At 60.2% G+C, this 25,653-nt stretch carries 21 protein-coding genes; 16 read left to right on the forward strand and 5 right to left on the reverse strand.

Annotation, left to right across the window (positions count from 1 at the left end; all coding sequences use genetic code 11):
* Positions 1-107 precede the first annotated feature (107 nt).
* The 3 genes from CI807_RS08405 to glnA all read right to left on the reverse strand — a co-directional run bounded on the left by CI807_RS08405 (position 108) and on the right by glnA (position 2,683).
* A complete protein-coding gene (locus tag CI807_RS08405; protein WP_095014346.1) occupies positions 108-533 on the reverse strand; it encodes a cupin domain-containing protein in 426 nt (141 codons plus the stop codon).
* Between the two features lie 77 nt (positions 534-610).
* Complete coding sequence (locus tag CI807_RS08410; RefSeq protein WP_095014347.1) at positions 611-1,147, reverse strand: chorismate mutase; 537 nt, start codon at positions 1,145-1,147, stop codon at positions 611-613.
* A gap of 129 nt (positions 1,148-1,276) precedes the next feature.
* Positions 1,277-2,683 carry a type I glutamate--ammonia ligase gene (glnA, locus tag CI807_RS08415; RefSeq protein WP_016979133.1) on the reverse strand — a complete coding sequence of 469 codons (1,407 nt, stop codon included), beginning with the start codon at positions 2,681-2,683 and terminating at the stop codon, positions 1,277-1,279.
* 334 nt (positions 2,684-3,017) lie between these two features.
* On the opposite strand from glnA, the gene thiI reads away from it, so the two are divergent.
* Positions 3,018-4,472, forward strand: a complete 1,455-nt coding sequence (gene thiI, locus CI807_RS08425; RefSeq protein ID WP_016979134.1) for a tRNA uracil 4-sulfurtransferase ThiI — start codon at positions 3,018-3,020, stop codon at positions 4,470-4,472.
* Between the two features lie 139 nt (positions 4,473-4,611).
* Positions 4,612-6,432, forward strand: a complete 1,821-nt coding sequence (gene typA / locus CI807_RS08430; RefSeq protein WP_010213863.1) for a translational GTPase TypA — start codon at positions 4,612-4,614, stop codon at positions 6,430-6,432.
* A gap of 198 nt (positions 6,433-6,630) precedes the next feature.
* On the opposite strand, the gene CI807_RS08435 is transcribed toward typA, so the two are convergent.
* On the reverse strand, positions 6,631-7,065 hold the full coding sequence (locus tag CI807_RS08435) for a YkgJ family cysteine cluster protein (protein WP_017734855.1): 435 nt from the start codon (positions 7,063-7,065) through the stop codon (positions 6,631-6,633).
* 240 nt (positions 7,066-7,305) lie between these two features.
* On the opposite strand from CI807_RS08435, the gene CI807_RS08440 reads away from it, so the two are divergent.
* The 7 genes from CI807_RS08440 (at position 7,306) to CI807_RS08465 (ending at position 16,446) form a co-directional block, all read left to right on the forward strand.
* Positions 7,306-9,756, forward strand: coding sequence for a glycogen/starch/alpha-glucan phosphorylase (locus tag CI807_RS08440; RefSeq protein ID WP_016979136.1), 2,451 nt, complete (start codon positions 7,306-7,308; stop codon positions 9,754-9,756).
* Positions 9,757-9,889: 133 nt separating this feature from the next.
* Positions 9,890-12,940: a DUF2339 domain-containing protein gene (locus CI807_RS08445; RefSeq protein ID WP_095014349.1), complete on the forward strand. Its 3,051-nt coding sequence runs from the start codon at positions 9,890-9,892 to the stop codon at positions 12,938-12,940.
* Positions 12,940-14,295: a DUF3999 domain-containing protein gene (locus CI807_RS08450; RefSeq protein ID WP_095014350.1), complete on the forward strand. Its 1,356-nt coding sequence runs from the start codon at positions 12,940-12,942 to the stop codon at positions 14,293-14,295. Before CI807_RS08445 ends, CI807_RS08450 begins: the two co-directional genes overlap by 1 nt.
* Positions 14,296-14,404: 109 nt before the next feature.
* Positions 14,405-15,415, forward strand: a complete 1,011-nt coding sequence (locus tag CI807_RS08455) for a class 1 fructose-bisphosphatase (RefSeq protein WP_095014351.1) — start codon at positions 14,405-14,407, stop codon at positions 15,413-15,415.
* 28 nt (positions 15,416-15,443) lie between these two features.
* Positions 15,444-15,701, forward strand: coding sequence for a hypothetical protein (locus CI807_RS31410; protein ID WP_177409556.1), 258 nt, complete (start codon positions 15,444-15,446; stop codon positions 15,699-15,701).
* Positions 15,592-15,846: a lipoprotein gene (locus CI807_RS08460; protein ID WP_033897714.1), complete on the forward strand. Its 255-nt coding sequence runs from the start codon at positions 15,592-15,594 to the stop codon at positions 15,844-15,846. Before CI807_RS31410 ends, CI807_RS08460 begins: the two co-directional genes overlap by 110 nt.
* 30 nt (positions 15,847-15,876) lie before the next feature.
* Entirely contained in the window at positions 15,877-16,446 is a 570-nt protein-coding gene (locus tag CI807_RS08465; protein WP_028615380.1) for a lipocalin family protein, read from the forward strand.
* A 93-nt stretch (positions 16,447-16,539) separates the two neighbouring features.
* Here CI807_RS08465 and CI807_RS08470 read toward each other — a convergent pair whose 3' ends face one another.
* Positions 16,540-17,904 carry a formimidoylglutamate deiminase gene (locus CI807_RS08470; protein ID WP_095014352.1) on the reverse strand — a complete coding sequence of 455 codons (1,365 nt, stop codon included), beginning with the start codon at positions 17,902-17,904 and terminating at the stop codon, positions 16,540-16,542.
* A gap of 147 nt (positions 17,905-18,051) precedes the next feature.
* On the opposite strand from CI807_RS08470, the gene hutC reads away from it, so the two are divergent.
* The 7 genes from hutC (at position 18,052) to CI807_RS08505 (ending at position 25,653) form a co-directional block, all read left to right on the forward strand.
* Positions 18,052-18,762: a histidine utilization repressor gene (gene hutC / locus CI807_RS08475; RefSeq protein WP_371857996.1), complete on the forward strand. Its 711-nt coding sequence runs from the start codon at positions 18,052-18,054 to the stop codon at positions 18,760-18,762.
* On the forward strand, positions 18,759-19,316 hold the full coding sequence (locus tag CI807_RS08480; protein ID WP_095014354.1) for a HutD family protein: 558 nt from the start codon (positions 18,759-18,761) through the stop codon (positions 19,314-19,316). The genes hutC and CI807_RS08480 overlap by 4 nt, the downstream gene beginning before the upstream one ends.
* A 287-nt stretch (positions 19,317-19,603) precedes the next feature.
* Positions 19,604-21,292: a urocanate hydratase gene (gene hutU / locus CI807_RS08485; RefSeq protein WP_256578736.1), complete on the forward strand. Its 1,689-nt coding sequence runs from the start codon at positions 19,604-19,606 to the stop codon at positions 21,290-21,292.
* A gap of 130 nt (positions 21,293-21,422) precedes the next feature.
* A complete protein-coding gene (locus CI807_RS08490) occupies positions 21,423-22,874 on the forward strand; it encodes a cytosine permease (RefSeq protein WP_095014356.1) in 1,452 nt (483 codons plus the stop codon).
* 69 nt (positions 22,875-22,943) lie between these two features.
* Positions 22,944-23,909 carry an ABC transporter substrate-binding protein gene (locus CI807_RS08495; RefSeq protein WP_095014357.1) on the forward strand — a complete coding sequence of 322 codons (966 nt, stop codon included), beginning with the start codon at positions 22,944-22,946 and terminating at the stop codon, positions 23,907-23,909.
* Between the two features lie 71 nt (positions 23,910-23,980).
* Positions 23,981-24,832, forward strand: a complete 852-nt coding sequence (locus CI807_RS08500; RefSeq protein WP_010213842.1) for a proline/glycine betaine ABC transporter permease — start codon at positions 23,981-23,983, stop codon at positions 24,830-24,832.
* A complete protein-coding gene (locus CI807_RS08505) occupies positions 24,829-25,653 on the forward strand; it encodes a glycine betaine/L-proline ABC transporter ATP-binding protein (RefSeq protein WP_050572407.1) in 825 nt (274 codons plus the stop codon). The genes CI807_RS08500 and CI807_RS08505 overlap by 4 nt, the downstream gene beginning before the upstream one ends.

Below are 25,653 nucleotides of genomic sequence, written 5' to 3' on the forward strand. Positions count from 1 at the left end.
GTGGGAAGGGTGCAGCCTATCGCACCAATATAGTGCGGTTTTATGAAGGTTGTTCAGGAAGTGGTAAGCGGACCGTTTTCAAAGCGGATGAAAGCGGCCCGTGGGGGTCAGTGTTGCTCTGACAGCGGCATGCCCTGTGTGCCGGCGTAAAACACCAGAAGCTCAACCGGGGTGTCTCCGGTGACGCCGCGATGTTCGGTGCCCACCATCTCGGCCAGGGTTTGGCCTTGCCTCAAGGTGCGCGTAGCCCCACTGCTGCGGGCCTCGACGGTCAGCTCACCCGAAACGATATAGGCGGCGTTGGGCATGGGGTGGGTGTGCCAAGGCAATTGCGTTCGCGCTGGGATCTTCAGGCGAATCAGTGTGAGCTGCGGCGGGCCGGAGGGGTAGGCTTTGTAGGGTGTGCCATCCCACGACTCGCTGCGCTCAAGTAAAACCTCTTTCTCGATCTGTGCCGCATCCTTTGACTGCGTGCCGCAGCCCAGCAACGACAAACCTAGCGCTGCTGCAATCAAGCACTTGAGGGTGTCCATGGTTCCATCCTGTTCAGTGAGTGAACGCTCAGGCTATGGCGGTCGGCCCAGGTGAATATGCAGGACGGATCCTCAAATCAGGTAGGCCGAACGCAGAGTTCGGCTGTGGCACGGATCATCGCCAGTTGACGCAATGGGTCGTTCAGCGGCTCATGCACGGCTTCGGCCAGCCATTGAGGGCACTGTGGATCGGTGCGCTGCGGGGTGAAGTCAGCCAACTGCTGCAGCAGGCGTTTTTGCAGTTCGTCCAACTGCGGGCGGATCTGTGTCACCAGGTCTGGGCGCGGATCGTCAGGTGCCTTGCCCTGGAACTGCCAGTCGGACAGGTGGGTGTACTGCACCAGTTTGTTCGCCTCGATCTGCGCCGAGAAAAACTGCTCGACGGCGGCAGGCGCCAATGTGTAGCTCGGTGCCTGGGCTACGACGCTGGCGATCACTTCCTGTTCGCGCTTTTTGTCCTCTACCGGCTTGTGGCTGTCCCATTTGCTTAGCGCTACCTGGTCGGCGATCTCCAGGCGTTCGGCGATGCTGTTGAGCAGCGGGGCGAGCGTGGCGGGCGCCGCAGAGGCGTTGGCGCTGATCAATAGCAGGGCAAAGGCGATTCGAAGTTTCAAGGTCGGTGTCCTGGTCGAGTGGTTGGGCGAGGCCTCAATAGTGAGGCTGTCAGGCTTTTATGTCAGGCAAAAAAAAGACCTCCCGAAGGAGGTCTTTTTCATCACGCTACGTTAAATAGCGCTACCGGATCAGCAGCTGTAGTACAGCTCGTATTCCAGTGGGTGTACGAAGGTGCGAACCTTGATTTCTTCTTCGCTTTTCAGGCCGATGTAAGCGTCGATGAAGTCGTCGCTGAACACGCCGCCTTTGGTCAGGAACGCACGGCCCTTGTCCAGCTCTTCCAGGGCTTCTTTCAGGCTGCCGCACACTTGTGGGATCTCTTTGGCCTCTTCAGGCGGCAGGTCGTACAAGTTTTTGTCGGCGGCGTCGCCTGGGTGGATCTTGTTCTGGATACCGTCCAGGCCGGCCATTACCAGGGCAGCGAAGGCCAGGTACGGGTTGGCTGCTGGATCCGGGAAGCGGGCTTCGATACGGCGAGCGCGAGGGCTGGATACGTAAGGAATACGGATCGAAGCGGAACGGTTACGCGCCGAGTAGGCCAGCATTACCGGTGCTTCGAAACCTGGGACCAGACGCTTGTAGGAGTTGGTCGACGGGTTGGTGAAGCCGTTCAGGGCCTTACCGTGCTTGATGATACCGCCGATGAAGTACAGGGCAGTGTCGGACAGGCCGGCATAACCTTCGCCAGCGAAGGTGTTCTTGCCATCTTTGGCGATGGACAGGTGAACGTGCATACCCGAACCGTTATCGCCGTACAGTGGCTTAGGCATGAAGGTAGCGGTACGGCCGTAGGCTACGGCAGTGTTGTGTACGCAGTACTTCAGGGTCTGTACTTCGTCAGCCTTGGCAACCAGGGTGTTGAACTTCACACCGATTTCGTTCTGACCGGCAGTGGCCACTTCGTGGTGGTGCACTTCGATGACCAGGCCCATGTCTTCCATGGCGTTGCACATGGAGGTACGGATTTCGTGGTCGTGGTCGAACGGCGGAACTGGGAAGTAGCCACCTTTGATACCTGGACGGTGGCCATGGTTGCCGCCTTCCACGTCCTGGTCGGACATCCAGGAGCCTTGTTCGGAGTAGATCTTGAACATGGAACCGGAGATGTCGGACTTGAACTTCACTTGGTCGAAGATGAAGAATTCTGGCTCTGGGCCTACGAATACGGTGTCACCGATACCGGTGGACTTCAGGTATTCCTCGGCACGCTTGGCGATCGCACGTGGGTCGCGGTCGTAGCCTTGCATGGTCGAAGGCTCGATCACGTCGCAGACCAGGATCAGGGTCGGCTCTTCGGTGAACGGGTCGAGTACGGCAGTGCTGTCGTCCGGCATCAGGATCATGTCGGAGGCTTCGATGCCTTTCCAGCCAGCGATGGAGGAACCGTCGAACATTTTGCCTTCTTCGAAGAAAGCTTCATCCAGCGCGTCGCGAGCCGGCATGGTCACGTGGTGCTGAGTGCCTTTGGTGTCCGTGAAGCGCAGATCAATCCATTTAACGTCATGATCTTTGATGAGTTGAACCGACTTCGACATAGTGTCCTCCGGGTGGCTTCGGGCTGGGGTAGTGGAGTTAGCCCTTAGAATGTGGGTGATGCCGGCGCGGATAGTCCGCCATGGCAACCTGCCTCACAAGAGAGCAAATTGCATGCCAGTGCGCCAACATGGGTTTTCTGCTCCAAAAACGCCCCTATAAAGGTGCATTGCGACAAAAGCCCAAAAATAGCGCACCGCAATGTAGCGCAAGGGCGCATAAATGCACCTCTTTAGTGCGTTGCGCTTACGATGCATATTAACTGGTTAAACCTTGAGCGATTTCCGCTATAATCCGCGCCCCCCTTTTTCAGCAGGCCCGGCGCGCGCTGTTTCCATGAAATTAATCGTTAAAGTCTTCCCCGAGATCACCATCAAAAGCCGACCGGTACGGACGCGTTTCATCCGTCAATTGGCCAAGAACATCCGTGCCGTGCTCCGCGATCTGGACCCGGCTGTGGTGGTGAACGGCGTGTGGGACAACCTCGAGCTGGAAACCCGCGTCACCGAGCCCAAAGCCTTGAAGGACATGACCGAGCGCCTGAGCTGCATGCCGGGCATCGCGCATTTCCTGCAGGTGGATGAGTACCCGCTGGGCGACTTCGACGACATCACCGAGAAGTGCAAACAGCACTACGGCAGCGAGCTGGAAGGCAAGATCTTTTCGGTGCGTTGCAAGCGTGCCGGCAAGCACACTTTCAGCTCCATGGATGTCGAGAAATACGTCGGCAGCAAGCTGCGTCGCGAGTGCGGCGCAGCCGGAATTTCCCTGAAAGCGCCGCAAATCGAAGTGCGCATGGAAATTCGCGACCAACGGTTGTTTGTCATCCACAGCCAGCACAACAGCATCGGCGGCTACCCGCTGGGCGCCCTGGAACAGACCCTGGTCCTGATGTCCGGCGGTTTCGATTCGACGGTTGCCGCTTACCAGATCATGCGCCGTGGCCTGATGAGCCACTTCTGCTTCTTTAACCTGGGCGGGCGTGCACACGAATTGGGCGTGATGGAAGTCGCGCACTTTATCTGGAAGAAGTACGGCAGCTCCCAGCGCGTGCTATTTGTGAGCGTACCGTTTGAGGAAGTGCTGGGCGAAATTCTCGGCAAAGTCGATAACGGTCATATGGGCGTGGTATTGAAGCGTATGATGTTGCGCGCCGCGTCGCAGATTGCCGACCGCTTGCAGATCGACGCGCTGGTGACCGGTGAGGCGATCTCCCAGGTGTCCAGCCAGACGCTGCCGAACCTGTCGATCATCGACTGTGTCACCGAGAAGCTGGTGTTGCGCCCGCTGATCGCCAGCCACAAGCAGGACATCATCGACCTGGCAGAAGAAATCGGCACCGCCGACTTTGCCAAGCACATGCCCGAGTACTGCGGGGTCATTTCGGTGAACCCCAAGACCCACGCCAAGCGCCACCGCGTGGAGCATGAAGAGAAAGAATTCGACATGGCGATTCTGGAGCGTGCGCTCGAGAACGCCAAACTGGTCCCGATCGATCGCGTAATCGACGAACTGGGCCAGGATGTGAAGATCGAAGAAGTCAGCGAAGCCCTGGCCGGCCAGATCGTCGTCGACATCCGTCACCCGGATGCCGCTGAAGATGAGCCGCTGGAAATTCCTGGCATCGACGTACAAACGCTGCCGTTCTATGCATTGAACGCGCGTTTCAAGGAACTGGATAACAGCCGTCAGTACCTGCTGTATTGCGACAAAGGCGTGATGAGTCGCCTGCATGCCCACCATTTGCTCAGTGAGGGGCATGCCAATGTGCGCGTTTATCGACCGAGCTAAGAGCCCGGGGCTGTTTGCCTGTGGCCTGCGTCACCGGCCCCCCGACTCTGCCGTCAAGCTGTAACGGCAAGGCCTGACTCTACTGTTAATCGCTGCCACGACCTGTCAGCACACCGAATCCTCTGATCGAGATACACAAGTGATCGAAAATCTACGTAACATCGCCATCATTGCTCACGTTGACCATGGTAAAACCACCCTGGTAGACAAACTCCTGCGTCAATCCGGCACCCTGGAGCGCAACGAGCTCAACGACGAGCGCGTGATGGACTCCAACGACCAGGAAAAAGAGCGCGGTATTACCATCCTGGCGAAAAACACCGCCATCAACTGGAACGGCTACCACATCAACATCGTGGACACCCCGGGCCACGCCGACTTCGGCGGCGAAGTAGAACGCGTAATGTCGATGGTTGACTCCGTTCTGCTGCTGGTTGACGCTCAAGACGGCCCTATGCCGCAAACCCGTTTCGTGACCAAAAAGGCTTTCGAAGCCGGCCTGCGTCCGATCGTGTGCATCAACAAGGTTGACCGTCCAGGCGCGCGTCCGGACTGGGTTCTGGACCAGATCTTCGACCTGTTCGACAACCTGGGTGCCACCGAAGAACAGCTGGACTTCAAAGTCGTCTACGCCTCGGCCCTGAACGGTATTGCCGGTCTGGATCACACCGACATGGCTGAAGACATGACCCCGCTGTACCAGTCGATCGTCGACAACGTTCCAGCCCCGGCTGTTGACCGTGACGGCGCGTTCCAGATGCAGATCTCCGCACTGGACTACAACAGCTTCCTGGGTGTTATCGGCGTTGGCCGTATCGCTCGTGGTCGCGTCAAGCCGAACACCCCGGTTGTCGCTATCGGCGCCGACGGCAAGAAGCGCAACGGTCGTATCCTGAAGCTGATGGGTCACCACGGTCTGCACCGCATCGACGTTGAAGAAGCGGCAGCTGGCGACATCGTGTGCATCAGCGGTATGGACTCGCTGTTCATCTCCGACACCCTGTGCCACCCGGACACCGTCGAGGCGATGAAGCCTCTGACCGTTGACGAGCCAACCGTTTCCATGACCTTCCAGGTAAACGACTCGCCTTTCTGCGGTAAAGAAGGCAAGTTCGTGACTTCCCGTAACATCAAGGAACGTCTGGACAAAGAGCTGCTGTACAACGTTGCTCTGCGCGTTGAAGAAGGCGACTCGGCTGACAAGTTCAAGGTTTCCGGCCGTGGTGAGCTGCACCTCTCGGTACTGATCGAAACCATGCGTCGCGAAGGCTTCGAAATGGGCGTTGGTCGTCCAGAAGTGATCATCCGTCAGGTTGACGGCGTGAAGCAGGAACCGTTCGAAAACGTCACCATCGACACCCCGGAAGAATCCCAGGGCAAGGTGATGGAAGAGATGGGTCTGCGTAAAGGCGACCTGACCAACATGGTGCCGGATGGCAAAGGCCGTGTGCGTCTGGAATACAACATCCCTGCGCGTGGTCTGATCGGTTTCCGTAACCAGTTCCTGACCCTGACCAACGGTGCTGGCATCCTGACCTCGATCTTCGATCGCTACGACACCATGAAGTCCGGCGACATGTCCGGCCGTCAGAACGGTGTTCTGGTATCGGTAGAAACCGGCAAGGCGCTGACCTACTCCCTGGAAACCCTCCAGGCACGTGGCAAGCTGTTCGTTGAACACGGTCAAGAGATCTACAACGGTCAGATCGTTGGTCTGAACAGCCGTGACAACGACATGGGCGTCAACCCAACCAAAGGCAAGAAGCTCGACAACATGCGTGCTTCGGGCAAAGACGAAACCATCGCTCTGGTTCCACCTGTTCGCTTCACCCTGGAACAGGCCCTGGAATTCATCCAGGATGACGAGCTGTGCGAAGTCACGCCTAAGTCGATCCGCCTGCGTAAGAAGATCCTGGACGAAGGCGAGCGTACCCGCGCTGCCAAGAAAGCCAAGAACTGAGTTAACTCAGGCTGAATGAAAAACGCCCCCGGTCGAAAGGCCGGGGGCGTTTTTTTGTGCCTGAAATGTATGCCATAGGGGCTTATTTGTAGGAGCGAGCTTGCTCGCGAAGAACGTTCAGGCACCGCTAGCTACCTGAAGCGCTGCGCTATCGTTGGCGGTTTTCGCGAGCAAGCTCGCTCCTACAATGTTCTGCGATCAGAATTTATCGAGGGTCTTGAACTTGGTCTCGCGCACCACTTCCTTCGGCTTGTACGCGCAATACCCCGGCCGCGGCCCGATTTTCGGGTGGTTGCGGCACGTATCCGGGCGCTTGTCATAAATAGTGCAGAAGCGTGTCTTACGATCCAGGAACAGGCAATCGTTGTTGCTCATGCGCTGCAGGGTAAAGATCTCGGACTTGGAGTTGAAACGCTCGACGATGCCTTCCTTCTGCAACCGCTTGGCGATGTTCTTCGCCGGGTCGCCCAGCTCGAATTCATCGACCAGGCCAATGCGGATCAGGTCCTTGACCTTCACTTCGACCGGCAGCGTGCAGCAGCTGGACACGCAACCACCGCACATGTGCGCGGAATATTTCTGCCACGTTTCGAGACGGTCGAGTTCCGCGGCGGCGATCAATTGAGGCTTCATCAGGGTTCCAAAAGGTGGGGCTGTATCCGGGCGCGCGATCATACCGGGATTGGTGATTTTTTGAACAATATTTTATGGTTTTCGGCCAGAAGGTGCGCGTTTGCCAAAAGCAGGCACGGCCAATGCATCAAAACCCTGCAAAGGTAAATGCGTTAAAAAAGTGCCGAACCAGAGCGTCTACCGTCTGTCAGACCGTCTAGGCTCTAGCAACTCCTTCTATCTCGCCCGAGGTCGCAATTGATGTCTCAGGAACCACTTGCACGAGAAGCAGAGGTAGCCGCGTTCCGCGATGCCGTCTTGACCAAACTCACCTACGCGGTGGGCAAGGACCCGGATCACGCCTTCGACCACGACTGGTTCGAAGCCATTGCCCTGGCCGCACGCGACCAGATGGTCGACCACTGGATGGACCACACGCGGCGCATCTACCGCAAAGGCCAGAAGCGGGTTTACTACCTTTCCCTCGAATTCCTCATCGGCCGCTTGCTCTACGACAGCCTGAGCAACCTCGGCGTGCTGGAAATCGCCCGCGAAGCCCTCTCGGAGCTGGGCGTCGACCTTGAGCGCATTCGCTTGTTGGAGCCCGATGCCGCACTGGGTAACGGTGGCCTGGGCCGCCTGGCGGCGTGCTTCATGGAAAGCATGTCGACCCTGGGCGTGGCCGGCCACGGTTATGGCATTCGTTATGAACACGGCCTGTTCCGCCAGGCGATTGTTGATGGTTGGCAGCAGGAGCAGACCGAACACTGGCTGGATTTCGGCAACCCCTGGGAATTCGAGCGCCCTGAAGTGGTGTACCCGATCGGCTTTGGGGGCAGTGTCGAAACCCTGGATGACGGCACCGGCAAGATGATTCAGCGGTGGACGCCGAACGAAACCGTGCGCGCCATTGCCTATGACACGCCGGTCGTCGGCTGGCGCGGTGCCAGCGTCAACACCCTGCGCCTGTGGCGTGCCCGAGCGGTGGAAGACCTGCACCTGGAACGCTTCAATGCTGGTGACCACTTGGGGGCCGTCGCCGAAGTAGCGCGTGCCGAAAGCATCTCCCGAGTGCTTTACCCGGCCGACAGCACCGAAGCGGGGCAGGAATTGCGCCTGCGCCAGGAATACTTCTTCGTCGCCGCCTCCCTGCAAGACCTGCTGCGCCGCCACAAGAACATGCACGGCTCGGTACTCAGCCTGGGCGAACACGCTGCGATCCAGCTCAACGACACCCACCCGTCCATAGCCGTGGCCGAGTTGATGCGCCAGTTGGTGGACCTGCACGACATTCCATGGGAAGCCGCGTGGGATGTCACTGTCGAAACCCTTTCCTACACCAACCACACCTTGTTGCCTGAGGCATTGGAAACCTGGCCGGTCGGCTTGATGGAACGCATGCTGCCCCGGCACATGCAGATCATCTACCTGATCAATGCCCAGCACATCGATTCGTTGCGTGCCAAGGGTATCCATGACTTTGACGTGCTACGCGCCGTGTCGCTGATCGAAGAAGACAACGGCCGACGCGTGCGCATGGGCAACCTGGCGTTCCTGGGTTCCCACAGCGTCAATGGCGTGTCCGGCCTGCACACCCAATTGATGCGCAGCACAGTGTTCTCGGAGCTGCACAAGCTGTACCCGGAGCGCATCAATAACAAAACCAACGGCATTACCTTCCGTCGCTGGTTGTACCAGGCCAACCCCAAGCTCACGTCCATGCTGGTGGAAGCACTCGGCCCGGACATTCTCGACAAGCCCGAAGAGCGGCTGGTGGAGCTAGAGCCGTTTGCCGAAAAACAGACGTTCCGCAAGGCCTTTGCCGAGCAGCGTCTGCACAGCAAGCGGGCGCTGGCAGACATCATTCATGAGCGCCTGGGCATTGCGGTCAACCCGGCGGCGATGTTCGACGTGCAGGTCAAGCGCATCCACGAATACAAGCGTCAACTGCTCAACCTGCTGCACACCGTGGCGCTGTACCAGGCGATCCGCGCCGAACCGGGCACCGACTGGGTGCCGAGGGTGAAGATCTTCTCCGGCAAGGCGGCGGCCAGTTATCACCAGGCCAAGCTGATCATCAAACTGACCAACGACATCGCCCGCACGGTCAACAACGACCCGACCGTACGCGGTTTGCTCAAGGTGGTGTTCCTGCCCAACTACAACGTCAGCCTGGCGGAAAGCATCATCCCGGCGGCGGACTTGTCGGAGCAGATCTCCACTGCCGGCTTCGAAGCGTCGGGCACCAGCAACATGAAATTCGGCCTCAACGGCGCGCTGACCATCGGCACCATGGACGGCGCCAACGTGGAAATGCATGAGCGTGTGGGCGCCGAGCACATGTTTATCTTCGGCCTCAGTGCGCAGCAGGTCGAAGCCCGTAAACACGCGGGTGAGTTCAACGCAGGTCCTGATATCGCGGCATCTCACCGGTTGAACGACGTGCTGCAAGCGATCCGTGGCGGGGTGTTCTCGCCGGATGATCCGGGCCGTTATGTGGGGTTGATCGATGGACTGATCGACTACGACCGCTTTTTGGTGTGTGCCGACTTCGATTCGTACTGGGACGCCCAGGCGCGAGTCGAGGCGCATTGGCATGATTCCAAGGCCTGGTGGCGTTCGGCGGTGCTGAATACGGCGCGTATGGGCTGGTTCAGTTCGGATCGGACGATCAGGGAGTACGCGACCGAGATCTGGAAAGCCCTCGACTAGATCCCTTGTAGGAGCGAGCTTGCTCGCGAAAAGCGTCATCGATAACGCGTGCATTCAGATTTAACGCGGTATCTTTGCGTTCTTCGCGAGCAAGCTCGCTCCTACAGTGCCGGTTGGCTTAGGGATATCGACCATGCAATGGATTTTCATGCTGATTGGCCTGGTGCTCGGCTGGACACTCGACGAGTCGTTCAGTGATGCGGGCATTGGTGCGCTGCTGGGGTTGGGCATTGGCCAGGCGATTCGCCTGGCGCAGCTGTCGGCCAAGTCGGACCAGCAGGCGCGTCAGTTGGAAACCACGCAGAAGTCGCTGATTGCACTGGGCGAACGCCTGCGGCAGTTGGAAGTCCCTACGCCTGCAAGCAGCATGAGGGTTGAACCCTCTGTTCCCGAATCGGCACCTGTCGCCAAGTCACCCGAATTGGTGTGGGAGCTGCCTGCCGAATTGGCACCCGTTGCCCTGGTCCCTGAGCCGAGCCAGCCGCTGTTGGATGACGTGTGGACGCCAGCGCCGAAGCCTAATGAACCCGCAACCCCTCGCGGCCCCAACCTGATCGAACGTGCCATCGAGGGTGCGCGCAATTGGCTGCTCGGCGGCAACACCGTGCTGCGCGTCGGCGTGGTGCTGTTATTCCTCGGCCTGGCCTTCCTGCTGCGTTACGCCACCGAAGGCATGGTGGTACCGATCGAGCTGCGTTACGCCGGCGTTGCCGCCGCTGCATTGGGCCTGCTGGGCCTGGGCTGGTGGCTGCGGCTGCGTAACAGCAGCTACGGCTTGATGCTGCAAGGCGCGGGGATTGCGGTGTTGTACCTCACGGTGTTTGCGGCGATGCGTCTGCATCCGCTGATCGATCCCGGCGCGGCAATGGGCTTGCTGGTCGCCGTCACGGTATTTTCAGCGATCCTGGCGGTCACCCAGGATGCGTTCGGCCTGGCCTGTGCGGCGGCGTTGGGCGGTTTTGCGGCGCCGATCCTGGTATCGACCGGCGCCGGAAGCCATGTGGCGCTGTTCAGCTACTTTGCGTTGCTCAATGCCGGCATTCTCGCGATTGCCTGGTTCAAAGCCTGGCGCCTGCTGAATGTGATCGGCTTTGTGGGCACCTTCGGCATCGGTTTCGCCTGGGGCATGCGCTCCTACACGCCGGAGCTGTTGTGGAGCACCGAGCCGTTCCTGATCCTGTTTTTCGCGATGTACCTGGCCATCGGCCTGTTGTACGCCCGGCGCAAATTGCTGGAGGCGGGCGAGGGCGACAGCTTGGGTACGCAATGGCGCAAGGGCGATTATGTCGACGGGACCCTGCTGTTCGGCCCGCCGCTGGTGGGCTTTGGCTTGCAGTTCGCGCTAGTGCAACACCTTGAGTTCGCCGCTGCGTTCAGTGCGCTGGGCCTGGGCATCCTTTACATGGTCTTGGCCCGTGTACTCAGTGGCGGGCGCGCCGTGCTCCTGACGGAAACCTGCCTGGCCCTGGGTGTGATCTTCGCCAGCCTGGCCATTCCCTTGGGCCTCGATGCACGCTGGACCGCTGCGGCGTGGGCTGTTGAAGGCGCCGGGATCTTCTGGCTCGGTCTACGCCAGCATCGCCCCGTGGCGCGGGCGTTTGCCTTGTTGTTGCAATTGGGTTCGCTGCTCGCTTTCCTCAGCGAACTGCGCGATGGTCAGGACACCTTGCTGCAGGGGCCTCCATTAGGGGCATTGTTGCTGGGCGCGGCATTGTTGTTCAGCTTTTATCAACTACACAAAGCCGCGCCGGAACAAACCCTGCGTTGGGAGCGCCTGGGCGCTCCAGGGCTCGCTGTACTCGGCCTGGGTTGCGCTTACCTGCTGGCGCCGCTGTTGTTTTCGACCCAAGGCTGCATCGTCGGTTGGGCGGTTGCTGGCCTTGCGACCGTGTGGGCGGGTCAGCGAATCGGCTCGCCCGTGGTGGTGCGCTGTGGCATTGCTGTGCAAGTCCTTGCGGGCGCGCTATTTGCCCTCGACCCGGTGAACAATGCCTGGACGCCGATGATCATTGCCTTGGCGGCAATGCTCGGCGCCTGGCGCCTGCCCCGTGGCCGTTTGTCCGCAGGTCTGCTGGCCTGGGGTGTGGCCTGGTGGGCGCTGGCGGTGATCATTGAAGTGTGGCGCTTGGCACCTGCGGCGTTGCACGCGCCGCTTTTGCTGCTGGCGGCTGCGTTGAGCGGGGTGATCTGGACGGCAGTGGCGCTGCGTTTGCGCTGGGTGGCGTTGGGTATCGCCAGCACGTTGCTGATGCCTGCGGCGGGCCTGGTGTTGTGGGGCGCGTGGTCCGAGTATTACCACCCGGCCGCGCAGTTCGGCTGGCTGGCCTGGCTGGCGGTGTTTGTGGTGCATTTCATCTCGCTGCGGCGTTTGGCGGCTCTGTTGCCTGGAAACGTCTTGAGCGCGGCTCATGTGCTGGGCTGCTGGATGTTGATCGGCGTGCTGGCGCTGGAATTGCGCTATGGCCTGCTGGTGCTGTCGAGCGAATACAACGCCTGGCGCTGGTTGGGCTGGGCGATTCTGCCAAGCCTGTACCTGGTGCTCGCTGCCGCGCCGCGCAGTTGGCCGTGGCCCGTATCTGCGTACCCAAGGGAATACCGCGTGCTCGCCGCACTGCCCCTTGCGGTGCTGATGCTCGGTTGGTTCTGGCTGGCGAATATCTTCAGTGACGGCACGGCCGAGCCGCTGCCCTATGTGCCGCTGCTCAACCCGCTGGACCTGGGCCTGTTGTTCGCGCTGCTGGGCATTTACCTGTGGTCGTGCAGTGCCGCGCCGGAGCATGGGCCGCGCGTTGAATGGATCGCCCAAGGTGTGGCGGGCATTTCGCTGTTCGCCTTTTTTACTGTGCTGGTGATGCGCACGGCCCACCATTGGGGCGGCGTGCCGTTTCAACTGGATGCGTTGCTGGCGTCCATGCTGGTGCAGGCCGGTCTGTCGATCGTCTGGACCCTGATCGCCCTCGGCCTGATGATCGGCGGCCACCTGCGTCATCGTCGCGAAGTGTGGCTGATCGGTGCGGCGTTGATTGCGGTGGTGGTGGCCAAGCTGTTCTTTGTCGAACTGAGCAACCGTGGCGGCTTGGCGCGGATCGTGTCGTTTATCGGCGTGGGCGGTTTGTTGCTGGTGGTGGGTTACTTTGCGCCGCTGCCGCCTAAGCGCGTTGAAACTGAGGGAGCGTCTTCTTGATGGGCAAGCTGAGTCTGAGTGGATTGACGGTGTGGATGCTGTGCACGGCGGCGTTTGCTCAGGACAGTCCGGCTGATTTCACCACCCGGGTGCCGCTGACCTTGAGCGGCAACGGCCCTTGGTATCGTCTGGAGCTGCCGTTGGCGTTTCAACTGAACGCACGCCAGGCCGATCTCAGTGATGTGCGGGTGTTCAACGCAAACGGCGAGCCTCAGGCCTATGCAGTGTCGCGTCAGTCCGCGCAGCGCACCGAGAACCGCAACGTCACCGACGTGAAATGGTTCCCGCTTTACGCCGCCGACACCGAGCAAGCCTTGCCCGATGTGGTGATGAAGGCCACCACCACAGGCACCTTGGTGGAAATCACGCCATCCACTGCACCGAAACCCGGCAAGCAAGTGCTGCGCGGCTGGGTGTTGGACGCCAGTGCGATCAAAGCGCCTTTGCAGCAATTGAGCCTGGACTGGAGCCATGAGCAGGAGGGCTTCCAGCGCTTCAGCATTGAAGCCAGTGATGACTTGCAGCACTGGCAAACCTGGGGCGATGGGCAAGTGGCGCGTTTGTCATTTGCCGACGAGCGGGTCGAGCAGCATGACGTGAGCCTGCCGGGGCAATCGGCGCGTTACCTGCGCCTGGTCTGGCAAGGCCAGGCGGCGCCATTGCTGACCTCTGCCCAGTTGGTGAGTGCCACCCGCAGCAGCTTGCCCATGCCTTTGATGTGGTCGCAACCCTTGGCGGGCATGCGGCTCAAGGCCGGGGAATATAGCTGGCAGTTGCCCACGGGGCTGAGTCTTGAGCGGCTGCGCATCGAGTTGAAACAACCCAACACCCTGGCGCCGGTGACATTAGCCGGGCGCAGGGACAGCAAGCAGGCCTGGCAACCCCTGAGCAATGGCGTGCTGTATCGCCTGACCCAGAATGGCCGGGACGTGGTGCAGGATGAGTTGCAGTTGCCGGGCCAGACGGTGGCCGAGCTCAAACTGACCGTAGATGAGCGCGGTGGCGGCCTGGGTGTCGAGGCGCCGGCGCTGCGTTTTGCGGTACGCGCCACGCAACTGGTGTTCCTGGCGCGGGGCGAGCCGCCGTTCACCCTGGCGCTGGGCAATGCGTCGATCAAGGCGGCGAACCTTCCGCTCTCGACCCTGATTCCCGACTACAGCGCCGAGCGTCTCAAGACGTTGGGACAGGCCAAGGTCAGCGGAGAAGTCGCCACTGCTGCCACCGTGCTCCAGCCCGCTGCCGATGCCGGAGCAGACTGGAAAAAACTCGGTCTCTGGGCCGTGTTGCTGCTCGGCGTGGCGGCACTGGGCGCCATGGCCTACAGTTTGCTGCGCAAGCCGCCGGTGGCACGTTGAATAAAGTCCATGAACTCTATTGGGTTTAAATCCTCTGATAGGAGGAAATACGCCCCGACTCGCGTTAAACTGCGCGGGTTTTCAAGCCCCCCATTTTCCGGAGCCTTACATGTCCCGCGTTACCTTGAGTCGCTATTTGATTGAGCAGACCCGCAGCAACAACACGCCTGCCGATCTGCGCTTCCTTATCGAAGTGGTGGCGCGTGCTTGCAAGGAAATCAGCCACGCCGTGTCCAAAGGCGCACTGGGTGGTGTCCTGGGCAGCATGGGCACCGAAAACGTGCAGGGCGAAGTGCAGAAGAAACTCGACGTGATTTCCAACGAGATCCTGCTCGAAGCCAACGAATGGGGCGGCCACCTGGCCGGCATGGCGTCCGAAGAAATGGACAATGCCTACCAAATCCCCGGTAAATACCCGAAAGGCGCCTACCTGCTGGTGTTCGACCCACTGGACGGCTCGTCCAACATCGACATCAACGCACCGGTCGGCACCATCTTCTCGGTACTGCGCTGCCCGAACGAATACCTGAGCCAGAACGAGCCGCTGAACGAGAAAGCGTTCCTGCAGCCAGGCACCCAACAGGTTGCTGCCGGCTACGCCATCTACGGCCCACAGACCATGCTGGTGCTGACACTGGGCGACGGCGTCAAAGGCTTCACCCTGGACCGCGAAATGGGCAGCTTCGTACTGACCCACGAAGACATCACCATTCCTGCGTCCACCCAGGAATTTGCGATCAACATGTCCAACCAGCGTCACTGGGAAGAACCTGTGACCCGCTACGTGGGCGAGTTGATGGCCGGCGAAGAAGGCCCGTTGAAGAAAAACTTCAACATGCGCTGGGTCGCTGCGATGGTTGCCGACGTGCACCGTATCCTGACCCGTGGTGGCCTGTTCATGTACCCACGCGACAGCCGCGAGCCATCCAAGCCAGGCAAACTGCGTCTGATGTACGAAGCCAACCCGATGTCCTTCCTGGTTGAGCAGGCGGGCGGCGCGTCCACCGACGGCCACCAGCGCATCCTCGACATCCAGCCTGAAGGCCTGCACCAGCGCGTGGCGGTGTTCCTGGGTTCGAAGGAAGAAGTTGAGCGTGTGACGGCGTATCACAAGCAGTAAATTGCAGCGATAGGTTATCCGCGTTGTTGTGAGCTGGATCACCTTAAAAGAAGCCCCGAAACGTTTCAGCGTTTTCGGGGCTTTTTTGTTTTTTCTCATCGGGAACCAGACACCTCTTTTCCCTTCTAAGCTTCTGGCAGATACCCACGCTGCTTCGTCCCTCCAGGAGTTTTTCCATGTCGTTACGCCGTCTCGCTTTGCTGGCTTTTTGCGTGCTTTTGGCCGCTTGCAGCAAGGTCAACCAAGAAAATTATCAAAAATTGTCGGCTGGCATGGCCAAGGCTGAGGTGGAGTCGTTGCTGGGCAAGCCGACCGATTGTTCCGGCGCACTGGGCATGTCCAGCTGCACCTGGGGCGATAAAAACAGCTTTATCAGCGTTCAATATGCCGGTGACAAGGTTCTGATGTTTTCCGGGCAAGGCCTGAAGTAAACCGGGGCGAGAGCCTGCGGGAGAAGAAGAATGATGCGTTTTGTTTTGTTTCTTTGTGCCAGCCTGTTTTTGGCGGGCTGCGCCAGCCATTCTGGCGATGATCTGCAACCCAAGACAGCGAGCAACGTCAACCTCAAGCGTTACCAGGGCACCTGGTATGAGTTGGCTCGATTGCCGATGTACTTCCAGCGCAATTGCGCGCAGTCCGAAGCCCGCTACACCCTGTTGCCCGATGGCGACATGTCGGTGTTCAACCGCTGCCTGACGACCGAGTGGAAGTGGGAAGAAGCCAAGGGCACCGCCACCCCGCAAGTGCCGGGCAAGACCGACAAGCTCTGGGTGGAATTCAACAATTGGTTCACCGCGCTGTTACCTGGCGTTGCCAAGGGTGATTACTGGGTGCTGTACGTCAGTGATGACTACAAGACCGCGATTGTGGGTAGCCCGAGCCGGCGCTATATGTGGATCCTGTCGCGCACGCCGACGGTCAGTGCGGACACCCGCGAAGACTTGTTGAGCAGGGCGCGGCAGCAGGGGTATGACACCACGCGATTGATCTGGCGTACGTCGGACAAGCAGATGGCAAAAACTTCGCAGTAACGCTGCAACCGCCCCTGTAGGAGCCGGCTTGCCGGCGATGACATCCTTGAGATCGCCATCGCCGGCAAGCCGGCTCCTACAGGTTTTTTTGTTTCAGCCCAACAGGTCGCGCAGGACTTTGGTGAACGCCCGGCTGCTTTCTTCTTCGCCGGCATGATGCCCATCGCGCACCACCCACTTTCCATTCACCAGCACATCCCGCACCTGCCGATCCCCACCCGCAAACAGCCAGCGATTCAGAATCCCATCCTCTGTTGCCGTCGCCAAGTAGGGATCATTGCCATCCAGCACAATCCAATCCGCACGCTTGCCCACTTCCAGCCGACCAATCGGTTGCCCCAACGCTTGGGCACCGCCGTCCAGCGCGGCGTCAAACAGCGTACGGCCGACCATCGGCTGATCACTGCGATACAACCGATTACGCCGCTGATCGCGCAGGCGCTGGCCATATTCCAGCCAACGCAACTCCTCCACCACGCTTAATGACACATGGCTGTCGGACCCGATGCCCATGCGTCCGCCTTGGGCCAGAAAATCCACCGCGGGGAAAATCCCATCACCCAGGTTGGCCTCGGTGGTCAGGCACAAGCCGGCAATCGCGCGGCTCTTGGCCATGCGTGCGACTTCATCCGCGTCCGCATGAGTGGCATGCACCAGGCACCAGCGCTCATCCACTTCAACGTTGTCATACAGCCATTGCAGCGGGCGTTTGCCGCTCCAGGCCAGGCTGTCATCGACTTCCTTTTGCTGTTCGGCGATGTGGATATGCACCGGGCACGCCTTGTCGCTGGCGGCCAGCACGTCATTGATTTGCTGCGGCGTTACCGCGCGCAACGAGTGGAAACACAGCCCCAACTGCTGCGCCGTTTGCGCGGCGAGGATGGGTTTGAGCTGCGCCTGCAGGTCCAGATAGTTTTCAGTGCTGTTGATAAACCGCCGCTGGCCTTCATTCGGCGCCTGGCCGCCAAACCCCGAGTGGGTGTAAAGCACCGGCAGCAGTGTCAGGCCAATTCCGCTGCTGGCCGCCGCCTGGCTGATCTGCCGCGACAGCTCCGTGCGATCGGCATACGGCTGGCCGCTGACGTCGTGATGCACATAGTGAAATTCGGCCACCGACGTGTAGCCGGCCTTGAGCATCTCGATATACAGCTGACGCGCGATCACCTGCAATTGGTCCGGGCTGATCTTGCCGACCATGCGGTACATCAGGTCGCGCCAGGTCCAGAAGCTGTCATTCGGATTGCCCGCCACTTCGGCCAAACCGGCCATGGCGCGCTGGAATGCATGGGAGTGCAGGTTGGGCATACCCGCCAATACCGGGCCTCTCAGCCGTTCGGCACCCTCTGCACTGGCATTGGCCTCAACTTTTGTCAGCCGGCCCTCGGCGCTGACTTCAAGACGTACATCATTGGCCCATCCATTAGGCAGCAGCGCGCGTTCGGCAAAGAAAGCGGACATGATCAAGGCACCCCGGTCGTGTGTTTATTTGTATATACATATACAGACGTTTGCCTGCTCGGTAAACTCCGGCAATCTATGCATCTTTTCCCCCTGCAAGGATTTCCTGTGCCGACTCCGCCTGCCAAGTCTTCGCTGGCTGCCCACATGGACGAAAGTCCGGCGCCCTTGTATGCCCGCGTCAAACAGATGATCAGCCAGCAGATCCTCAACGGCAACTGGCCGCCCCATTACCGTGTGCCGTCGGAGAGCGAACTGGTCAGTCAGTTGGGTTTCAGCCGCATGACCATCAATCGCGCCCTGCGCGAGCTCACCGCCGAAGGGTTGCTGGTACGCATGCAAGGTGTCGGCACCTTTGTCGCCGAGCCCAAGAGCCAGTCAGCCCTGTTCGAAGTGCACAACATTGCCGATGAGATCGCCTCACGCGGTCATCGGCATACCTGCCAGGTCATCCACCTGGGCGAAGAGGCTGCCGGTTCCGAGCGCGCCGTTGCCTTGGAGATGCGTGAAGGCGGGCGTGTGTTCCACTCATTGATCGTGCACTTCGAAAACGATATTCCCGTGCAAATCGAAGACCGCTTCGTCAACGCCCTGGTCGCGCCGGAATACCTGCAGCAGGATTTCACCCAGCAAACGCCTTACGCCTACCTGAGCCAGGTGGCGCCGCTGACCGAAGGCGAGCACGTGGTCGAAGCCATCCTTGCCGACGCCGCCGAGTGCAAGCTGCTGCAGATCGAGCCTACCGAGCCGTGCCTGTTGATTCGCCGACGCACCTGGTCGGGCCGCCAGCCGGTGACCGCCGCGCGTTTGATCCACCCCGGTTCCCGTCACAGCCTCGAAGGACGTTTCAGTAAATGAGTTCCGTAACAGTCTGGCGCGCCGCCGATTACGTGCGCATGCCGTGGAAAAACGGCGGCGGCAGCACTGAAGAAATCACTCGAGATGCCGGCGCAGGGCTGGATGGCTTTGGCTGGCGCTTGTCGATTGCGGATATCGCTGAATCCGGCGGTTTCTCCACCTTTGCCGGCTACCAGCGCGTGATCACCGTGATCCAGGGCGCCGGCATGGTGTTGACCGTAGACGGCGAGGAACAGCGCGGGTTGCTACCGCTGCAAGCTTTTGCGTTCAAGGGTGACAGCCAGGTGTCATGCCGTTTGATCACCGGGCCGATCCGCGACTTCAACCTGATCTATTCGCCCCAGCGTTATCACGCACGGCTGCAATGGATCGATGGCGAGCAGCGTTTCTTCAGCACGGCGCAGACAGTGCTGGTGTTCAGTGTCGCGGATGAAGTGAAGGTGCTGGGCCAGAAACTTGGTCATCACGACTGCCTGCAAGTGGACGGTAACACGGGTTTGCTGGATATCTCCGTGGGTGGCCGCAGTTGCATTATCGAACTGACCCCACGCTGAAACTGTTTCCCGCCTGTGCACCACTTTGTTACCGAATGCCCCAGCGTGGCGCAAAACCACGCTGTCGTGACAAACCTCCCGCGTTGTAAAACTCTCCCGTAAGAAATTTCATCAAGTCTCGAAGCCTTAATTTCCAAGGCTTGCGCGCGCTTTCCAAAAAAATCTCAACAGCACCCCCAGCAAGTTGGCCGCTCGATTGCATATGCTTGTATGTACAAGTAAAGATGTGTGCGTAAGACTCTCCTTCGCACCATCCATGTTCGCGCATCATGCCGAGGAGTCCAGTCGTGACCGATTTTTCTAAAGCCAGGCCTACAAAATACCGTGACGTCGAAATCCGTGCTGCCCACGGTAACAAGCTCACCGCCAAAAGCTGGCTGACTGAAGCGCCGCTGCGCATGCTGATGAACAACCTCGACCCGCAAGTGGCCGAGAACCCGAAAGAATTGGTGGTGTACGGCGGTATCGGCCGTGCGGCGCGTAACTGGGAGTGCTACGACCAGATCGTCGAGAGCCTCACCAACCTGAATGACGACGAAACCCTGCTGGTGCAATCCGGCAAGCCGGTCGGCGTGTTCAAGACCCACAGCAACGCCCCACGTGTGCTGATCGCCAACTCCAACCTGGTGCCGCACTGGGCCAGTTGGGAACACTTCAACGAACTGGATGCCAAGGGCCTGGCCATGTACGGCCAAATGACCGCCGGCAGCTGGATCTACATCGGCAGCCAGGGCATCGTCCAAGGCACCTACGAAACCTTCGTCGAAGCGGGTCGCCAGCATTACAACAGCGACCTGACTGGCCGTTGGGTCCTCACTGCCGGCCTCGGCGGCATGGGCGGCGCGCAACCTTTGGCCGCGACCCTGGCCGGCGCGTGCTCGCTGAACATTGAATGCCAGCAGGTCAGCATCGACTTCCGCCTGAACAGCCGTTATGTCGACGAACAAGCCACCGACCTCGACGACGCCCTGGCGCGCATCGCCAAGTACACCAAGGAAGGCAAGGCCATCTCCATCGCCCTGCTGGGTAACGCGGCGGAAATCCTGCCGGAACTGGTCAAGCGCGGCGTGCGCCCGGACATGGTCACCGACCAGACCAGCGCCCACGACCCACTCAACGGCTACCTGCCCGCCGGCTGGACCTGGGACGAATACCGCGCCCGCGCCAAGACCGAGCCGGCGGCCGTGATCAAGGCCGCCAAGCAGTCGATGGCCGTGCACGTCAAAGCCATGCTGGAATTCCAGAAACAAGGCATCCCGACCTTCGACTACGGCAACAACATCCGCCAGATGGCCCAGGAAGAAGGCGTGGAAAACGCCTTCGACTTCCCGGGTTTCGTACCGGCCTACATCCGCCCACTGTTCTGCCGTGGCATCGGCCCGTTCCGTTGGGCGGCGTTGTCCGGCGACCCGCAAGACATCTACAAGACCGACGCCAAGGTCAAAGAACTGATCCCCGATGACGCTCACCTGCACAACTGGCTGGACATGGCGCGCGAGCGCATCAGCTTCCAGGGCCTGCCGGCGCGTATCTGCTGGGTGGGCCTGGGCCAGCGCGCCAAGCTGGGCCTGGCATTCAACGAAATGGTGCGCAGCGGCGAGCTGTCGGCACCGGTGGTGATCGGCCGTGACCATCTGGACTCCGGTTCGGTATCCAGCCCGAACCGCGAAACCGAAGCCATGCAGGACGGTTCCGACGCCGTGTCCGACTGGCCACTGCTCAACGCCTTGCTCAACACCGCCAGCGGCGCCACTTGGGTTTCGTTGCACCACGGCGGCGGTGTAGGCATGGGCTTCTCCCAGCACTCCGGCATGGTGATTGTCTGCGACGGCACCGACGAAGCGGCTGAGCGCATTGCCCGCGTACTGCACAACGATCCGGCCACCGGTGTGATGCGTCACGCAGACGCCGGCTACCAGATCGCGATTGATTGCGCCAAGGAGCAGGGCTTGAACCTGCCCATGATCAAAGGCTGACGCACCCACTGTAGGAGCGAGCTTGCTCGCGAAGAACGTACATTCAACGCAGCGATGCGCCTGGAATATCTTCGCGAGCAAGCTCGCTCCTACAGAAAGAAGTGAACAATCCATCAGAGGTTGAAAGTAAATGGCTGACGCACGTGCAAGCACCACCCCGTTGATCGAGAAACGTTCGATCGACTACATCCCGGAAGCGGAAAGACACGGTCGTCTATTTAGCCAGTTCACCCTGTGGATGGGTGCCAACCTGCAGATCACCGCGATTGTCACCGGGGCCTTGGCCGTGGTGCTGGGCGGTGATGTGTTCTGGTCGTTGATCGGCCTGTTGGTCGGTCAACTGATCGGCGGTGGCGTGATGGCGTTGCATGCGGCGCAAGGGCCCAAGCTGGGCCTACCGCAGATGATCTCCAGCCGGGTTCAGTTTGGCGTGTACGGCGCGGCGATTCCGATCGTGCTGGTGTGCCTGATGTACCTCGGCTTCACCGCCACCGGCACGGTGTTGTCCGGTCAGGCGCTGGGCCAGTTGTTCGGGGTCAGCGACAGCACCGGCATTCTGATCTTCGCCAGTGTCATCGTGCTGGTCACGGTGCTCGGTTATCGAGTGATCCACTTCATCGGTCGCGTTGCCAGCGTCATTGGCGTGATTGCCTTTGTCTACCTGTTCAGCCGTCTGATGAGCCAGACCGACGTTGGCGCACTCCTGCAGATCCGCCACTTCAGCTGGAGCAGCTTCCTGCTGGCGGTGTCGCTCGCGGCCTCCTGGCAGATCGCTTTCGGCCCTTACGTGGCGGACTACTCGCGCTATTTGCCGAGCAACACCTCTTCGGTGAAAACCTTTCTCGCCGCCGGTGCCGGTTCGGTGATTGGCGCGCAGGTGGCCATGATCCTCGGCGTGTTTGCCGCGGCCATGTCCAACGGGCAATTCGCCGGTCACGAAGTGGCCTACATCGTTGGTTTGAGTGGTACGGGGGCTACCGCTGCGCTGCTGTACTTCAGCATTGCGTTCGGCAAGGTCACCATCTCTACGCTGAACTCCTACGGCAGCTTCATGTGCATCGCGACCATCATCAGCGGCTTCCGTGGACGCCTGGAGGTCACGCGCTTGCAACGCCTGGTGTTCGTGCTGGCGATTGTCGGCACCGCGACCTTGATCGCCTTGCTCGGCCAGCATTCGTTCCTCGGCGCGTTCAAGTCTTTCATCCTGTTCCTGCTGGCGTTCTTCACGCCCTGGAGCGCGATCAACCTGGTGGACTACTACTGCATCACCCGCGAGCGTTATGACGTACCGGCGCTGGCCGACCCGAACGGTCGCTATGGTCGCTGGAACCTGCTGGGGATCAGCGTGTACGTGTTCGGCGTGCTGGTGCAGTTGCCGTTCATCTCCACCAAGTTCTACACCGGCCCGTTGGTGGCCGCGCTGGGTGATGTGGACATTTCCTGGATCATCGGTCTGGTCCTGCCGGCAGCGCTGTACTACCTGTGTGCGAAAAAATGGCACGGCACGGTGCCCGATCACCTGATCCTGCCAACAGAGCAGGGCGCTATACCAACAACAAACGGGCTGGCTGCACAAGCCTGATGGGACGTGGACAGGGCAGGATGCCTACTGACTGCCGTAATCCATTTCAAGATTGGGAGCGTCACAACAATGAAAATGCATAAGACCCTGATGGCCACACTGTTCTCTACGGGCTTGCTGGCGAGCGTCGGCGCCCAGGCGGCCGGCTGGTGCGAATCCGGCAAGCCGGTGAAATTCGCAGGCCTGAACTGGGAAAGCGGCATGTTGCTCACCGACATCCTGCAAACCGTGCTGGAAAAAGGCTACGACTGCAAAACCGACAGCCTGCCGGGCAACTCCATCACCATGGAAAACGCCCTGAGCAGCAACGACATCCAAGTCTTCGCCGAAGAGTGGGTAGGCCGCAGCGAAGTCTGGAACAAGGCCGAGAAGGCCGGCAAAGTCGTCGGCGTCGGCGCCCCGGTTGTCGGCGCTATCGAAGGCTGGTACGTGCCGCGCTACGTGATCGAAGGCGACGCCAAACGCAAGCTGGAAGCCAAGGCACCCGACCTGAAAAACATCGCCGACCTGGCCAAGTACGCCGCGGTGTTCAAGGATCAGGAAGAGCCCTCCAAGGGCCGCTTCTACAACTGCCCGGCTGGCTGGACCTGTGAACTGGACAACAGCGAAATGCTGAAAAGCTACGGCCTGGAAAATTCCTACACCAACTTCCGCCCAGGCACCGGCCCGGCGCTAGATGCGGCGGTGCTGTCGAGCTACAAGCGTGGCGAGCCGATCCTGTTCTACTACTGGTCGCCAACCCCGCTGATGGGCCAGGTCGACCTGGTCAAGCTGGAAGAAAAAACCGGTGTGGATAAGAGCGTGACCATCAAGGTCGGCCTGTCCAAGACCTTCCACGAGCAAGCCCCGGAACTGGTGGCCGTGCTGGAAAAGGTCAACCTGCCGATCGACCTGCTGAACCAGAACCTGGGTCGCATGGCCAAGGAGCGAATTGAGTCGCCAAAACTGGCGAAAATTTTCCTCAAGGAACATCCTGAAGTCTGGCACGCATGGGTGAGCGACGACGCAGCCAAGAAAATCGACGCGGCCTTGTAGGTTGAGCGTTTCCGGTTGCCTTCACCGGCAACCGGACGCCCAGCCACAACCCACTGGATCGAGAGCACGATATGTTTCCTGAGAGTTTTACGTTTTCCATTGCCGACTGGGTCAACGGTTGGGTGGATTCACTGGTCACCAACTACGGCGATGTGTTCCGGCACATTTCCGACACCCTGCTATGGGCCATCGTCAACCTGGAAGGGCTGCTGCGCGCAGCACCCTGGTGGCTGATGCTGGCCATCGTCGGCGGCGTCGCCTGGCACGCCACCCGCAAGGTGGTAACCACGGCGGTGATCGTCGGTTTGCTGTTCCTGGTGGGCGCGGTTGGCCTGTGGGACAAGCTGATGCAGACCCTGGCCTTGATGATGGTCGCCACGGTGATCTCGGTGCTGATCGGCGTGCCGCTGGGCATCCTGTCCGCACGCAGCAATCGCCTGCGCTCGGTGCTGATGCCGCTGCTCGACATCATGCAGACCATGCCGAGTTTCGTGTACCTGATTCCGGTGCTGATGTTGTTCGGCCTGGGCAAGGTCCCGGCGATTTTCGCCACGGTGATCTACGCCGCGCCGCCGCTGATCCGCCTCACTGACTTGGGCATTCGCCAGGTCGACGGCGAAGTCATGGAAGCCATCAACGCCTTTGGTGCCAACCGCTGGCAGCAACTGTTCGGCGTGCAACTGCCGCTGGCCTTGCCGAGCATCATGGCCGGTATCAACCAGACCACCATGATGGCGCTGTCGATGGTGGTGATCGCCTCGATGATCGGTGCCCGTGGCTTGGGTGAAGACGTGTTGGTCGGCATCCAGACCCTCAACGTCGGCCGTGGCCTCGAAGCCGGGCTGGCGATCGTGATTCTCGCAGTGGTCATCGACCGCATTACCCAGGCCTATGGTCGTCCACGGCATGAGGCGAGCAAATGACTACTGTCAGCAAAATCGAAGTTAAAAACGTCTTCAAGATCTTCGGCGCCCGCTCCAAGGACGCGCTGTCGCTGATCGGCCAGGGTAAGACCAAGGATCAGGTGCTGGCCGAGACCGGCTGCGTGGTCGGCGTGAACGACTTGTCCCTGAGCATCGGCACCGGCGAGATCTTCGTGATCATGGGCCTGTCCGGCTCGGGCAAATCCACGCTGGTGCGTCACTTCAACCGCCTGATCGACCCCACCAGCGGCGCGATCCTGGTGGACGGCGAAGACATCCTGCAACTGGACATGGAAGCCCTGCGCCAATTCCGTCGGCACAAGATCAGCATGGTGTTCCAGAGCTTCGGCCTGTTGCCCCACAAGAGCGTACTCGACAACGTCGCCTACGGCCTGAAAGTGCGTGGCGAAACCAAGCAGGTCTGCGCCGAACGCGCCCTGCACTGGATCGAAACCGTGGGCCTCAAGGGCTACGAAAACAAATACCCGCACCAGCTCTCCGGCGGCATGCGCCAGCGCGTCGGCCTGGCCCGTGCCTTGGCGGCCGACACCGACATCATCCTGATGGACGAAGCCTTCAGCGCCCTCGACCCGCTGATCCGCGCCGAGATGCAGGACCAGTTGCTGGAGCTGCAAAAGACCCTGCACAAAACCATCGTGTTCATCACCCACGACCTCGACGAGGCCGTGCGCATCGGCAACCGCATTGCGATCCTCAAGGACGGCAAGCTGATCCAGGTTGGCACGCCGCGGGAGATCCTGCATTCGCCGGCGGATGAATATGTGGATCGGTTTGTTCAGCGGCGGGCGGCGGTGGTTTGA

The organism is Pseudomonas sp. NS1(2017) (assembly GCF_002269425.1).
Classification (GTDB): Bacteria; Pseudomonadota; Gammaproteobacteria; order Pseudomonadales; family Pseudomonadaceae; genus Aquipseudomonas; species Aquipseudomonas reactans.

Bases quoted from the DNA above. Each gene is read 5' to 3' on its own strand.
- CI807_RS08500 (WP_010213842.1), top strand. From the start codon at position 23,981: ATGTTTCCTGAGAGTTTTACGTTTTCCATTGCCGACTGGGTCAACGGT.
- CI807_RS08495 (WP_095014357.1), top strand. From the start codon at position 22,944: ATGAAAATGCATAAGACCCTGATGGCCACACTGTTCTCTACGGGCTTG.
- CI807_RS08445 (WP_095014349.1), top strand. From the start codon at position 9,890: ATGCAATGGATTTTCATGCTGATTGGCCTGGTGCTCGGCTGGACACTC.
- CI807_RS08435 (WP_017734855.1), bottom strand. From the start codon at position 7,065: ATGAAGCCTCAATTGATCGCCGCCGCGGAACTCGACCGTCTCGAAACG.
- CI807_RS08505 (WP_050572407.1), top strand. From the start codon at position 24,829: ATGACTACTGTCAGCAAAATCGAAGTTAAAAACGTCTTCAAGATCTTC.
- CI807_RS08405 (WP_095014346.1), bottom strand. From the start codon at position 533: ATGGACACCCTCAAGTGCTTGATTGCAGCAGCGCTAGGTTTGTCGTTG.
- glnA (WP_016979133.1), bottom strand. From the start codon at position 2,683: ATGTCGAAGTCGGTTCAACTCATCAAAGATCATGACGTTAAATGGATT.
- CI807_RS08450 (WP_095014350.1), top strand. From the start codon at position 12,940: ATGGGCAAGCTGAGTCTGAGTGGATTGACGGTGTGGATGCTGTGCACG.
- CI807_RS08470 (WP_095014352.1), bottom strand. From the start codon at position 17,904: ATGTCCGCTTTCTTTGCCGAACGCGCGCTGCTGCCTAATGGATGGGCC.
- CI807_RS08460 (WP_033897714.1), top strand. From the start codon at position 15,592: ATGTCGTTACGCCGTCTCGCTTTGCTGGCTTTTTGCGTGCTTTTGGCC.
- thiI (WP_016979134.1), top strand. From the start codon at position 3,018: ATGAAATTAATCGTTAAAGTCTTCCCCGAGATCACCATCAAAAGCCGA.
- CI807_RS08455 (WP_095014351.1), top strand. From the start codon at position 14,405: ATGTCCCGCGTTACCTTGAGTCGCTATTTGATTGAGCAGACCCGCAGC.
- CI807_RS08440 (WP_016979136.1), top strand. From the start codon at position 7,306: ATGTCTCAGGAACCACTTGCACGAGAAGCAGAGGTAGCCGCGTTCCGC.
- CI807_RS08465 (WP_028615380.1), top strand. From the start codon at position 15,877: ATGATGCGTTTTGTTTTGTTTCTTTGTGCCAGCCTGTTTTTGGCGGGC.
- CI807_RS08490 (WP_095014356.1), top strand. From the start codon at position 21,423: ATGGCTGACGCACGTGCAAGCACCACCCCGTTGATCGAGAAACGTTCG.
- hutC (WP_371857996.1), top strand. From the start codon at position 18,052: ATGGACGAAAGTCCGGCGCCCTTGTATGCCCGCGTCAAACAGATGATC.
- CI807_RS08480 (WP_095014354.1), top strand. From the start codon at position 18,759: ATGAGTTCCGTAACAGTCTGGCGCGCCGCCGATTACGTGCGCATGCCG.